We start from the raw sequence: 11,911 nt of genomic DNA on the forward strand, positions 1-11,911 counted from the left end.
ATAACCCAGACCTGCTGTAACCGTTTTTCATTGTCTGTGGTGCTGCATTTTGCAGCGTGAGGGTCTAACAGCCAACGGTTGACAGCCAACTCTCCCCATTCTCATTGCTCAGTGCTCAACGCTTAATGCATCTAGGCCGGGTACTACCGGCCCAAAATTACTGGCAAAAGTTGTAAGCGTGAGCAGCAGAAACGCTGTGGCAGGAAGGACAAGTCCGGGCGACCTAATTTCCATAAGCTGTAAAATATCGGGTTTGCAGCCATGTGTTATGATATGGAAAAAATTACCTAAGTCAGGCTCACCTCGACAAGCATCACAAAAGATTTCAACAAATTGGGTAGCGCTGCGGTTTTCACTGACAAGAGAATATCGTGAGAAAATATCTTGCCTCAACACTTGCTTACCGGGGCCACAGACCGGCTCTCAAAGCAGGGGAGCCGACAACCCCGAGGGTAAACGCAACAACGGCGGACTAATGTTAATTCAGTTTTCCAGGTTTCCGGCGGCCTATTATTACCGCTTATCAGCCGAGGGGTGCAAACCGATGAGCTTCAAAAGATTGCTGGCCCTGCTTTTAGCCATAGGGATCTGTCTTGGGGCGGGAATGGGCATAGAGGCCGAGTACGGACTCTGGCAGCCTGCCTCCCAGCAGGCGGGAGACTACATAATAGGAATCGTGTCGAGTATCCCGTGGCCGAGCGTCTCCACGCTGATGGCGGTCGCGGCGGGAACGGCGGTGCTCTGGGCCGGCCTGAAGGTTTATACGCGGGTCAGGGGCAACAGGCAGCGTTTTAACCGTTCTTCCTTGAAGGAGCGGGCCATGGGACATCGCCCGTCGAGGCGGGCACACGCGGGCAACCGGTAAGCCCGGCAGAGGGGGGTGAACTCTATTCCAGTCGTAGAGTTGTACCCATTACATAGGATCCTTGTCCAGGGAATACGCTGGGTCGTCAAGGCCCAAGGCTGTTAGCGTTTAAGACCGGCTGTTGCGCCGGTAGCCTAGGCACAAGGTTTGCCAGGCACGCGAAAAAGTCTGGATGGACAATTGAATAGCGAGGCATTTGGTTGTGCTAGATAGAGAAGGTTGACGTGGGCAAAAAAGTGGGTATAAAGAGGGTTTGACACCAAAGCAGCCCGGCACCGGTCCATATAGAGAAGAGCGTTAACGCAGCGCTACCCAAACATCCCAAGGCCTGAAAGGGCGTGACATAGATGGCGGTGAAGGAAAAGAAGGACGCGAACGGCAAGGTCCGGCGCATGGTGAGAAAAAAAGCGTCCGTGCCCCGGTCCCGTTCCGAAACCAGATCGTCATGGGCATGTGTCAGGGCAGCTGGTGCTACGGAAGAACCCCTTGATATCGGTTACCGCCCGCCGCCGCGCAAGGTGTATGCCGATAAAGCGCCGATATTGCGCAGGACGTATGCCCAGGAAATCAGTGAGCCTATAGAACCTCCGCGGATCCTCTTAGTGCTCTGGGAAAAGGCGTCGCGCCTTCTAAAGGCGACGCGAAGGGTTGTCGGTCTTGGTGAACGCAAAGGCCTCGCGGCAGCCGTACTGCTGGCTGCGGCGGCAGCCTTTGCAGGCGGTCTCATCGTGCAGTATGTCTTTAATCCCGTTGTAACCTTGCTTGCGTACCTTGCGGCGGCGCAGGCCGTCGTTGAAAAGTGGCTGAGCCCGGCTACGCGGTCGACCCTGATTGCCGGGGGGATTCTCGTGGGCATCGGGCTCTGGCTGGTTTTACAGATGCTGCGCAAGCCGGCTGATGCGGTCCAGTGTGCGACCTGCCGGGACAAGCCGGTGATTCCCAAGGAGATGCTGGATCGGCACGCTTAGGCAGCCTGTTGAGGTGAGGTGGTGAGTGTCTTAAGCGCGATTGGTCTCTCTTCCATTACGAACGGCCGGCCTTACATTTACACCAGTGCCCCATAACTGGTGGCGCCGGTACCCCTTCGGCGCGTAGAACCATTGCTTTTAACTGTAATAAGGTAGGCCCTTTGTCGACGAGGGCCTACCTTTGTTGCCCGGCGCCAAGCCGGGCAATAAAGGGGTCAGAGGCCGGAAGTCAGAGGTTGGACCTAGAAGCGACCGCTCCCAATTACAAGTTTAAAATTTCTTAGCAGTCCGCCTTGCGGGCAGTACTTAACGGTTAGCATAAAAGAGATGCTGTTCCGAAATAAGGACGCCCTTAATGGACAAAGCACAGCGTTAAGCGTCAATAGGTTTCTGACCTCTTTCTCTTGACGTGGGCGGCGCCATCAATTATAGTTATGGGTGATCTGCAACTGCCGTTTATTGCAAAACCCCGGGGCTGTTTCAAAAACGAGCGTGGCGCGGAAGGCGAAGCTGGCCAGCGCGGAGCGTACTGGGTCGTACGTGAGCACTGGACGGCGAGCATGACAAGGCCAGGCGAAGTTTTTCAACAGTCCCAACTGCCGTATCCCCCTGCTCTATCCCCCTGCTCTATCCCGGGAGATAGGGCCACAGTCCGTAGGGAGGAGGTGAAATCGTGCGGCAATACGAGGTTATGTATATCCTTCATCCCGAACTCGAGGAGGAAGGATTAGCTGCGCTTACCGCGAAGTTTCAGGAAGTGGTGACGGCCGGAGGCGGCGAGGTCACCAAGCTGGACAAGTGGGGTAAGCGCCGCCTGGCTTACGAGATCGACCACGTGCACGATGGCTATTACGTGGTGATGAAGTTCAAGGCGGAACCCGCCGTAGCCCGTGAGCTCGACCGCGTCCTGAAGATCACCGATGGGGTGATCCGTCACATGATTATCAGGGAAGACGAATAGGCGGTGGCGAGATGTTGAACAGGGTTATTCTCATCGGGCGCCTGACAAGGGACCCCGAACTGCGGTACACCCCCAACGGGGCAGCGGTCGCTCAATTCACGCTGGCCGTCGACCGTCGTCCCGACCGCCAGGGCCAAAAGGCCACCGACTTCATCGACATCGTCACATGGCAGAAACTGGCCGAGGTCTGCGCCAAGATTCTTACCAAGGGACGCCTGGTGGCCGTGGAAGGCAGACTGCAGATCAGGTCGTATGACGACAGCCAGGGCATCAGGCGCAAAGCGGCGGAAGTCGTCGCCGAAACGGTCAAGTTCCTTGACCGCCCGAAAGACAGGGATGGCGTGGACACGGACGATACCTTCGGGACCGAGATAGATTTGTCGGGTGACGATCTGCCGTTTTAGATAGCATTCGGCATTCAGCGTTCAGATAAGGCTGACCGGATTGGTGCTTACCGCTTACTCTGAGTGCCGACAGCCGAAGGCCGAGTGCCGAATACGCCGGCGAAGCCGGCTTTGAGTCGGCAGCCTAATAAGGAGGAAGTGTATGAAACGCGAGAGAGGCCGCCGCAGGAAGCGCGTGTGCAGCTTCTGTGTGGATAAGGTACAGGTTATCGATTACAAGGACGTCAATCGCCTGAAAAAGTACATCACCGAGCGCGGCAAGATTCTCCCGCGCCGGATATCCGGCAACTGCGCCGGGCACCAGCGGGCGTTGACGCTGGCCATCAAGCGCTCGCGCATGATGGCGCTGCTTCCGTACACAATGGACTAAGCGATTGACCATTGTTCAGACAAGATTAAGGTTTACAAGTTAGCAGGATAGAGATTATAATAGCGGCAAATCCGGCGGCCGAAGCCGCCGAAACCTGACGACCGCGGTTTGGACGTGTACCACGGAGGTACAAGACCGGTGACACCAGTGCCTCTGTGGTTTTGTTTTTGCAGGAGCAAAGCCGCATCAAAACAAGTTTAATAGCACGACATTTGCCTGGAGCGAAAAAGAAGGCCACGGAGGTGCTTCCCTTTGTGGCCTTTATTATTTGTTTTTTCGTACAAGGATTGTCAGTAATGAAGAGATATTTGTTGAGGCGCATCCTCTGCTTGGTACCGGTGGTATTGGGTGTTTCCGTCATCACTTTCGGACTGGTCAGGCTCGCGCCCGGAGACCCGGCGGAGATGATGCTGCGCGCCGGAGGGATGGAACCTACAAGAGAGGCTGTAGAGGCTTTACGTGAAGAAATGGGTCTGGACGACCCGGTACACGTGCAGTACGGGCGCTGGCTCCGGGGCGTGCTGCATTTGGATCTGGGGACATCTTTCCGCACCGGGAGCCCCGTGGCCGCCGAGCTTTTGTCACGTCTGCCGGCGACCCTGGAGCTGACCGCTGCAGCCCTGGTTATTACGGTTCTTCTTGCCGTGCCGGCCGGTATCTTATCGGCCCTTTACCGCCATGCCTTGGTTGACCATTTGAGCCGTTTTTGCGCTTTACTGGGCGCCTCGCTGCCCGGTTTTTGGTTGGGACTGATGCTTATCTACCTTTTTTCGGTAAAGCTGGGCTTTTTGCCGGTGATGGGGCGAGGGGGACCGGAACATCTGGTGCTGCCGGCCGCGACGCTTGGGCTGGGGATGGCTGCTTCCTACGCTCGCATCTTGCGCGCCGGCATGTTGGAGACGCTCGGACAGGATTACATAAAGGTCGCCCGGGCCAAAGGACTTAAGGAGAAATGGGTTATCGGCCGGCACGCGCTGAAAAACGCTGCTCTGCCGATGATCACTCTTTTCGGCATGGGTATCGGCTATCTCTTGGGCGGAACAGTGATTGTGGAGACTGTCTTCGCCTGGCCCGGAGTGGGCAAGTTTGCGGTGGACGCCATTTTCAACCGGGATTATGCGGTGATACAGGGTTACGCTTTCTTTATGGCTCTGGTTTTTGTCCTGGCCAACTTGCTGGTGGATATCTCTTACGTTATTCTCGATCCGCGCGTCCGGTTGGAAAGGGCGGGGCCGAGATGACGGCGGCAAAACTAGGACAGCCGGACCCTGTTGCACAGGGCCTGCTGCTTTCCGCGGCAAAGAGACTGGCGCGTGACAAGCTGGCCCTCTTGGGCATGGGCATCATCCTGACGGTCGCGGCCCTTGCTTTCCTTGCTCCGTACATCGCTCCCAACGACCCGCTGAAGGTGGACCTGGCCAGGCGGCTGGCCCCCGCTGACGCTTCATTTCCCCTTGGCACCGACCATTTGGGGCGCTGCATCTTTTCCCGCCTGGTCTACGGGGCGCGGGTTTCGCTTCCTGTTGCGGGCTTGACCTTGGCCGTCATCATGCTCATTGGCATTCCTATCGGTGTCATTTCGGGTTATTGCGGGGGAAAGGCAGACGCCATCATTATGCGCGTTGTGGACATACTGCTGGCTTTTCCCGGCCTGGTTTTGGCCCTTGTCATTGCCGGTATGCTGGGGCCGGGCCTGATCAACGTATTGATTGCCCTGGCCGCAGTCTGGTGGGTTGAGTATGCCCGGTTTGTCCGGGGTATCGTCCTGGCGGTGAAAGAAAAGGAGTTTGTGCTTGCGGCGAGGGCTTCCGGCACGTCGGATCTGGGCATTGTCACCCGTCATATCCTGCCCGACGTTCTTTCGCCTGTCACCGTTCTGGCGACCCTGGACATGGGCAAGATGATTCTGGCCATCTCCGGCCTGTCTTTCCTAGGACTCGGTGCTCAGCCACCGACGCCGGAATGGGGGACAATGCTCAACGACGGACGGCCCTACATGCAGGTGGCGCCTCACCTGATGCTTTATCCCGGACTGGCCATCATGGGGGTTGCATTGGCTTTCAACCTTTTGGGTGACGGTCTCCGCGACGCCCTTGACCCCAGGTGCACGGCACGGGTGTAAGGAGGTAGCTGCATGCCCGGTGATACCATTTTGCAGGTATGTAATCTGACCACGCAATTCACCGGACCAGGGGGCGTGGTTAAAGCCGTTGACGGCGTGACTTTTCACGTTAAGGCCGGGCAAACCTTGGGCGTCGTGGGAGAGAGCGGCTGCGGCAAGAGCGTGATGTGCCTTTCTCTCATCGGGCTCATTGACCCGCCGGGACGGATCGCCGGCGGGGAAGTCTGGTTGGACGGGAAAGAACTTCTTCGTCTTTCGCCCGGAGAGCTGCGGAGGGTGCGGGGCAGAGAAATTGCACTTGTCTTTCAGGATCCGATGTCTTCCCTTAACCCTGTGCTTACCGTCGGCACGCAGCTTACCGAAACCATTGTTTCGCACGTGCGTGTATCCAGGGCCAAAGCACGAAGAGCGGCTCTGAGGCTTCTGGCCGGGGTGGGTCTGCCGGATCCTGAAAGGCTGATGCGGCGTTATCCTTTTCAGCTGTCGGGAGGTATGCGCCAGCGGGTGATGATCGCCATGGCATTGTCCTTGCGGCCCAAGGTGTTGATCGCTGACGAACCCACCACTGCGTTGGACGTCACCGTGCAGGCGCAAATCCTGGGAGAAATGAAACGGTTGCAGAAGGAACTGGGAACAGCCCTGATTCTTGTCACCCACGACCTGGGAGTTATTGCGGCGATGGCCGATACGGTGGCGGTGATGTATGCGGGCAGCATCGTAGAGTACGGTCCCTGTACCGAAGTTTTTACGCATCCCGGTCATCCCTACACAAAGGCGCTGCTGCGGGCGGTGCCCAGGCTGGGTGCGGATGACGGCCTGGTACCAATACCGGGACAGCCGCCGAATCTGCTGAACCTCCCGGACTGTTGCGCCTTCTTGCCCCGATGCCCGCTATCGGGCGAGGAATGCCGGGGGAACAGACCTCGATTGCACGTATGCGGCCCGGAGCATCGGGTGGCCTGTCACCGGTCGATCGGAGAGCTTCAGCCGTACGGGGAGGATCTGTATGAGCCTGCTGCAGGCCGTCGATTTGGTTAAGCATTACGGCGGGGATGGCGTGTTTTTCGGGGGCGGGAGAAGAAAGATACGGGCCGTTGACGGTGTTTCCCTTTTCCTTTCGCGGGGCGAAACCCTGGGGCTGGTCGGGGAAAGCGGCTGCGGCAAAAGCACCCTGGGCCGGTTACTCTTACGCCTTGAGGAGCCGACGGCGGGGAAAATCTTTTTCGCCGGCGAGGACATCACCGCCTGGACGGGGAAGCGGCTCCGGGCGCTTCGAAGGAGGATACAGATCATTTTCCAGGATTCCGGTTCTTCACTTAACGGCCGCCAAAAAGTCGGGGCTATTCTCGAGGAGCCGCTGGCCAATTTCGGGATGGAAAAGGCAAGGCGCAGAAAGCGGGTGCTGGAGCTGTTGGCGACGGTCGGCCTGGAGCCGGAGCATGCCTTGAGGTATCCTCACGAGTTCAGCGGCGGCCAGCGCCAGCGCATCAACATCGCCCGCGCCCTGGCCTTGCAGCCCGACCTCATCGTTTGCGACGAGCCGGTGTCAAGCTTGGACGTTTCCATCAGGGCACAGGTTCTTAACTTGCTGCACGAACTGAAGAAGCGCTTCGGCCTGTCTTATCTTTTTATTTCCCACGATCTGGCATCGGTACACTACCTGGCTGACCGGGTGGCGGTGATGTATTTGGGCAGGATTGTGGAGGTGCTGACAGTCCGCGGGTTGTTGGGCAACGCCCTCCATCCGTACACACGGGCGCTTTTGGCGGCGGTGCCGGTTCCCGATCCTCAGCGGGGTGCATTTTATCGAGAGGCAATACAGGGGGAGCCGCCAGACCCGGGAAGGCCTCCTGCGGGTTGCCGCTTTCATCCCCGCTGCCCTTGCGTCCGGGATCAATGCCGGGGTGTTGAGCCCGTCCTCCGGGACGTCGCGCCGGGGCACAAGGTGGCTTGTCATTTTGTTTGAAGCCAAAGGAATCCGGCGGGATGCAGGTTGGTCAGTAGGATAATCCGGAGAAAGGAGGTGTTAAAGCGTGCGGGAAAAGAAAGACATCCTGCTCTTGGCAACCTACGGTATGGAAGTGGTGGAATGCGGAGGTACTCTGGCCAAGCACGTGCGCGCCGGCGGAAAAGCCCATGCGGCGGTTGCTCTCGTGAGACCTGAAAACAAAGAACAAGTGAGAAGGGCGGGAAGGGTTCTCGGACTGGAAGTGAGCTTTCTGGGGTTTGAAAGCGGGGAAGTGCAGGCCGATGCAGCTTCGAAAAGCAAAATCGTGCGTCTCATCAGGGAAGTCCGTCCGGACATCATCATTACCCAGGATCCCGAACATTCCTTTCTCGATCTCGACCCCGATCGCAGGGAGGCTATGATTTTGTACCTCGAAGCTGTCAGCCTGGCCGGAAGAGATTGGAGAATCACGGAATGTGGCGGCTTTGAGCCGCATTTGGTGAGAAGTATCTATTTTATGACCCCGGAAAGACCGAATTGCCTAGTCGATGTCGCGGAGGTCTTTTCTCTCAAGGAGCAGGCGATGGCTGAGCTGTCGGGTCAGCTTGCCTTCACCGCGAGGGTCATCAGCGGGATGGTGCCGGTGTCCGCCATGCCCTATCTGTTGGCTGATTACCAAAAGATCAAGGATGACCCCGTAGACCTGGGCCGGGCTTTGCACCGCGAGATGGATAGAGCCTTTTGCCTGTACCATGGTCTGCTCAGCCACTCGGGTTTCGTTTTCGCCGAGCCTTTTCGCCGTCTTGGCCGTTTCGAGCTGGAATACCTGCTGTGATGCCAGTACACCCTGAAAACAAGAATAATGAGGTGGAATAATGAGACAGATCAAGCTGATTGCGTGTATATTGGTTATTGCTGCGCTGATTGCCGGATTTGCGGGATGCAGCAAGCAGAGCAGTCAGGAGGGCGCGAACCTCCAGGTCAAACAAGAGCTTGTGGTCGGGTTGGCGGCCGACGCCAATGAACTCAAGTTCAAAGAAGTGGGTATCGGGTCGCCGAATGCCAATATCTACGAAAGTCTCGTCAAGCTGGGCGCCGACTACCAGGTTCAACCGCTCTTGGCCACCAGGTGGGAGTACAGAGGCAGCAACACCTGGAGGTTTTACCTGAGGGAAGGCGTCAAGTTTCATAACGGAGAAGAGTTGACTGCGGAGGCGGTCAAGCAGTCCCTGGAAGAGGAAATACGTCCCAGCGGTAAGTCCATCCTGAAAATCGAGAAGGGCTCTGTCAAGGTTGTCGATAAACATACGATCGATATCGTCACCACAGAGCCCAACATGCGCGTCCCGGAGATCCTGGCGCATCCCCTCTACGGAATCCGAGCGCCGGGTGTCGATCCTGTTGCCAATCCGACCGGCACAGGCCCGTTCCGTTTCGTCCGCTACGAAAAAGATAAAGAACTCGTCGTGGAGCGCAATCCCGACTACTGGGGTACACCGCCCAAGCTGGATAAGGTGACTTTTAAGTACATTCCCGATCACAACACGCGCCTGATGGCCCTTCAGGCCGGAGAAGTAGACGTGGTAAAGGAGATCCCCCGCGAAATGCTCGGGCAGGCCAAGGCGATGGAAGGTGTCAGACTGGCAACCGCCCCGCAGGGCCCGTATGTGGCACTGTCCCTCATGGTCAACGGGAAACCTCCGCACGACATTTTGCGGGATAAGACAGTACGGCAGGCCATCGGGTGGGCTATCGACCGCGAAGCCATTATCCAAAAGGTGTGGGAAGGCAACGCGGACGAGAGTCAAACGGTTATTCCCGCCGGGATTCTGGGGGAGCACAAAAACCTGGTGCAAGGATTCGGCTATGACCCGGCAAAAGCCGGACAGCTGCTTGATGATGCCGGCTGGAAGCCCGGACCCGACGGTATCAGGACCAAAAACGGCAGACGGCTGGAGCTTACGCTGGTTTCCGGTTTTCCTTCGGCCAGCGTGTTGAAACCTTTGCCCGAAGTCCTGCAGCAGCAGCTTCGTGACGTCGGCATTGATGTCCGTATTGTGGAGGTGGCTGATGACGGCCTGTACTACGGCAGGCTGGAAAAGGGCGAAGGCGACCTCTGGTTGGAGCGGGGGAATCAGAATAACGGCGACCCGACCTTCCTTCCGGAACTCCTGTACCACAGCCGGGGATACCAGGGGTCTACTTACAACAAGCCGTTCTGGCCGGGGGAAGAGTTCGACCGTCTTATTGACGAGGCCAGGAACAGTCCGGATATCCGCGAGGCCGCCCGGCTTATGGCGGAGGCTATGCACATTCTGATTGATAAGGAAAGCACCGTCGTGCCTATTGCCGCCCTTTACAACGTCTATGCCGTAAAAGAGAAGGTCCAGGGACTCAGCCCTCATCCCGCGGATATCAACACCAGATGGGATACCGCTTACATCAAAGGATAGCGGAAGCAGTATGCGTGTGCCGAAGAATGCAGAGGTGAGAATTCCTTCCGAGGGCACCGTCCTTGCGGGCACGCTTCTTATGCCCGCCGGTGAGGGACCGTTTCCGTGCGTTGTGATCGCCGGGGGAACAATGTCGCACACCCGCGACGGCCGGCTCATTGATCCGGAGAGAGTTGTTCCGGAACGGGACGCCCTCAAACGGCTGGCGACGAGGCTGGCGGCGGCGGGGTACGCTTCCATACGCTGGGATAAGCGCGGCTTCGGCGGTACTCCGCCGGGGCCGCGGCCCGCTACGTACAGGGATGAGACCGCTGATCTGATTGCCGTTATGCACTTCGCCCGCCGCCACCCCGCTGTCTCGCGGGTGGCGGTCGCGGGCGAAAGCGCCGGAGGGTATGTTGCCTGCCTGGCGGCGAAACGGGGCGTTCCGGCGGACGCCTACATCTTCTTGGGAGCCTTGTGCAGTCCCATTGAGGATCTGTTCGCCTACAATTACGGCCGCTTAGTTGCCTACGCTGCGCAAAGCGAAGAAAACCACCGGTGGGCGCAAGAAACCTCGCCCTTCGGTCTGGCCCTGGGACGGCATTACAAGGCGATGATTGAGGCGGCTTTGCGCGGGGATGAGACCTATGTTCTGAGGTACGGCGACCGGGTACGGACGGTGCCGCTGGACCGGTGGCGGGAAGAACTCGCCGAGCCGCCGCACGAACAGTTCCGGTATATCGCCGGGCCGGTACTGATCCTGCACGGCGAGCGGGACATGAACGTCCCTGTGGAGCACGCGGCTAGAATCGAGAAAACCGTCAGGGCCGCCGGAAACAGCTTTGTGACGAGGATCGTGATCCCTCATGCCGACCATAGCTTCCAGGTAGCGGCCGCAGACGAAGACATGCGCATGCGGGAAAGGCATTCCTGTGAGAGCTTCAACAGGAGGTATCATGAGGACCTTTACACGGCCCTAGCAGCCTGGCTGAGAAAGGTTACGCCCACTGGGGCAAAAAGCTCTCACGCGCCGCATCCTATCATTCACAAGCCGCGCCCGGGGAGCATGGCATGGGACGGTATACGGGTGGTCGGCGATGTCACCGATGCCCGCCAAAACCCCGGCGTGACCACCCTGGAAGGACGTATCGGCCCGCTTCTGAAAGGGGAAGGTTGCCAGGCCCATTATATTGAAATGCCGCCGGGACTTTACTGTGCCGAACACCCCCATGCTACCGAGAGCCTGATCTATACCGTGCGCGGCCGTTGGGTGCTGGCGAGCGGCGGCGTAAGGAAACTCATGCGGCCGGGTTCGCTTTTCTGGTTTGGGGCGGGCGTGCCTACCGGGTATGAGGTACCTTTCGACGAGCCGGCCTTTATCCTGATCTTCAAGGGGCAGCGGAGCGAAGAGAGCGACGAGGCGTTTTTCGAATACCTGCGCCGGCTGGCCGGTCGCCTGGAAGAGGAGCGGGCCGGCGGGCAGCCGTTCACGTTTGACGAATTGCCTCCCGAACACCCGGCGCGGATCTTTGGTGATCGGCGGCTCAGCGCAAAGGGCTGAGCCTGTGCGGGCTGTGTGAGTCTCTTAGTTGTGCATGAGGTGGGATGTAATGACGAACGCTTTTCTTTTGGAGTTGCGGTATTGGCCCGGCTGTTGATTTTGTTAGGTATTTTGGTCCGGGTGTGCCGGCACGCAGTTCGACCCCGAACCGGTGCGGCTGTTCGTAGAAATCCTGCAGTCTAAAGCGGCCGGCACGCCGTAAAGGACATATTGTGGCAGGCGTTTGTTTCTGCCGAAAGTCGAAATGTGTCGACTTATGCCAAAAGAAGGAAATTTA

At 58.1% G+C, this 11,911-nt stretch carries 13 protein-coding genes; 12 read left to right on the top strand and 1 reads right to left on the bottom strand.

The window, feature by feature from the left end:
• Positions 1 to 108: 108 nt before the first annotated feature.
• Entirely contained in the window at positions 109 to 396 is a 288-nt protein-coding gene (locus tag ACUM6F_RS09595) for a hypothetical protein (RefSeq protein ID WP_445349077.1), read from the bottom strand.
• A 148-nt stretch (positions 397 to 544) separates the two neighbouring features.
• Between ACUM6F_RS09595 and ACUM6F_RS09600 the strand changes: the two genes are divergently transcribed.
• The 12 genes from ACUM6F_RS09600 (at position 545) to ACUM6F_RS09655 (ending at position 11,634) form a co-directional block, all read left to right on the top strand.
• Complete coding sequence (locus ACUM6F_RS09600; protein WP_425620585.1) at positions 545 to 865, top strand: hypothetical protein; 321 nt, start codon at positions 545 to 547, stop codon at positions 863 to 865.
• Positions 866 to 1,212: 347 nt separating this feature from the next.
• Positions 1,213 to 1,833: a hypothetical protein gene (locus ACUM6F_RS09605; protein ID WP_425620584.1), complete on the top strand. Its 621-nt coding sequence runs from the start codon at positions 1,213 to 1,215 to the stop codon at positions 1,831 to 1,833.
• A gap of 673 nt (positions 1,834 to 2,506) precedes the next feature.
• Positions 2,507 to 2,794, top strand: coding sequence for a 30S ribosomal protein S6 (rpsF, locus tag ACUM6F_RS09610; RefSeq protein ID WP_425620583.1), 288 nt, complete (start codon positions 2,507 to 2,509; stop codon positions 2,792 to 2,794).
• An 11-nt stretch (positions 2,795 to 2,805) separates the two neighbouring features.
• Complete coding sequence (locus ACUM6F_RS09615) at positions 2,806 to 3,198, top strand: single-stranded DNA-binding protein (protein ID WP_425620582.1); 393 nt, start codon at positions 2,806 to 2,808, stop codon at positions 3,196 to 3,198.
• A gap of 142 nt (positions 3,199 to 3,340) precedes the next feature.
• Positions 3,341 to 3,568: a 30S ribosomal protein S18 gene (gene rpsR, locus ACUM6F_RS09620; protein WP_425620581.1), complete on the top strand. Its 228-nt coding sequence runs from the start codon at positions 3,341 to 3,343 to the stop codon at positions 3,566 to 3,568.
• A 296-nt stretch (positions 3,569 to 3,864) separates the two neighbouring features.
• Positions 3,865 to 4,809 carry a nickel ABC transporter permease gene (nikB, locus tag ACUM6F_RS09625; RefSeq protein ID WP_425620580.1) on the top strand — a complete coding sequence of 315 codons (945 nt, stop codon included), beginning with the start codon at positions 3,865 to 3,867 and terminating at the stop codon, positions 4,807 to 4,809.
• Complete coding sequence (gene nikC, locus ACUM6F_RS09630) at positions 4,806 to 5,690, top strand: nickel transporter permease (RefSeq protein WP_445349078.1); 885 nt, start codon at positions 4,806 to 4,808, stop codon at positions 5,688 to 5,690. The genes nikB and nikC overlap by 4 nt, the downstream gene beginning before the upstream one ends.
• Before the next feature lie 12 nt (positions 5,691 to 5,702).
• Positions 5,703 to 6,728: an ABC transporter ATP-binding protein gene (locus tag ACUM6F_RS09635; RefSeq protein WP_445349079.1), complete on the top strand. Its 1,026-nt coding sequence runs from the start codon at positions 5,703 to 5,705 to the stop codon at positions 6,726 to 6,728.
• Entirely contained in the window at positions 6,697 to 7,656 is a 960-nt protein-coding gene (locus ACUM6F_RS09640) for an ABC transporter ATP-binding protein (RefSeq protein ID WP_445349080.1), read from the top strand. Before ACUM6F_RS09635 ends, ACUM6F_RS09640 begins: the two co-directional genes overlap by 32 nt.
• A 67-nt stretch (positions 7,657 to 7,723) precedes the next feature.
• The gene (locus tag ACUM6F_RS09645; RefSeq protein WP_445349081.1) at positions 7,724 to 8,473 is read left to right on the top strand and encodes a PIG-L deacetylase family protein; all 750 of its coding nucleotides are present in this window, start codon (positions 7,724 to 7,726) and stop codon (positions 8,471 to 8,473) included.
• A gap of 40 nt (positions 8,474 to 8,513) precedes the next feature.
• Complete coding sequence (locus ACUM6F_RS09650; protein WP_445349082.1) at positions 8,514 to 10,091, top strand: ABC transporter substrate-binding protein; 1,578 nt, start codon at positions 8,514 to 8,516, stop codon at positions 10,089 to 10,091.
• Positions 10,092 to 10,101: 10 nt separating this feature from the next.
• On the top strand, positions 10,102 to 11,634 hold the full coding sequence (locus ACUM6F_RS09655; protein ID WP_445349083.1) for an alpha/beta fold hydrolase: 1,533 nt from the start codon (positions 10,102 to 10,104) through the stop codon (positions 11,632 to 11,634).
• Positions 11,635 to 11,911 lie beyond the last annotated feature (277 nt).

It is taken from the genome of Desulforudis sp. DRI-14, assembly GCF_052618305.1.

Bases quoted from the DNA above. Each gene is read 5' to 3' on its own strand.
- ACUM6F_RS09600 (WP_425620585.1), top strand. From the start codon at position 545: ATGAGCTTCAAAAGATTGCTGGCCCTGCTTTTAGCCATAGGGATCTGT.
- ACUM6F_RS09605 (WP_425620584.1), top strand. From the start codon at position 1,213: ATGGCGGTGAAGGAAAAGAAGGACGCGAACGGCAAGGTCCGGCGCATG.
- ACUM6F_RS09615 (WP_425620582.1), top strand. From the start codon at position 2,806: ATGTTGAACAGGGTTATTCTCATCGGGCGCCTGACAAGGGACCCCGAA.
- rpsR (WP_425620581.1), top strand. From the start codon at position 3,341: ATGAAACGCGAGAGAGGCCGCCGCAGGAAGCGCGTGTGCAGCTTCTGT.
- nikB (WP_425620580.1), top strand. From the start codon at position 3,865: ATGAAGAGATATTTGTTGAGGCGCATCCTCTGCTTGGTACCGGTGGTA.
- nikC (WP_445349078.1), top strand. From the start codon at position 4,806: ATGACGGCGGCAAAACTAGGACAGCCGGACCCTGTTGCACAGGGCCTG.
- ACUM6F_RS09635 (WP_445349079.1), top strand. From the start codon at position 5,703: ATGCCCGGTGATACCATTTTGCAGGTATGTAATCTGACCACGCAATTC.
- ACUM6F_RS09640 (WP_445349080.1), top strand. From the start codon at position 6,697: ATGAGCCTGCTGCAGGCCGTCGATTTGGTTAAGCATTACGGCGGGGAT.
- ACUM6F_RS09650 (WP_445349082.1), top strand. From the start codon at position 8,514: ATGAGACAGATCAAGCTGATTGCGTGTATATTGGTTATTGCTGCGCTG.
- ACUM6F_RS09655 (WP_445349083.1), top strand. From the start codon at position 10,102: ATGCGTGTGCCGAAGAATGCAGAGGTGAGAATTCCTTCCGAGGGCACC.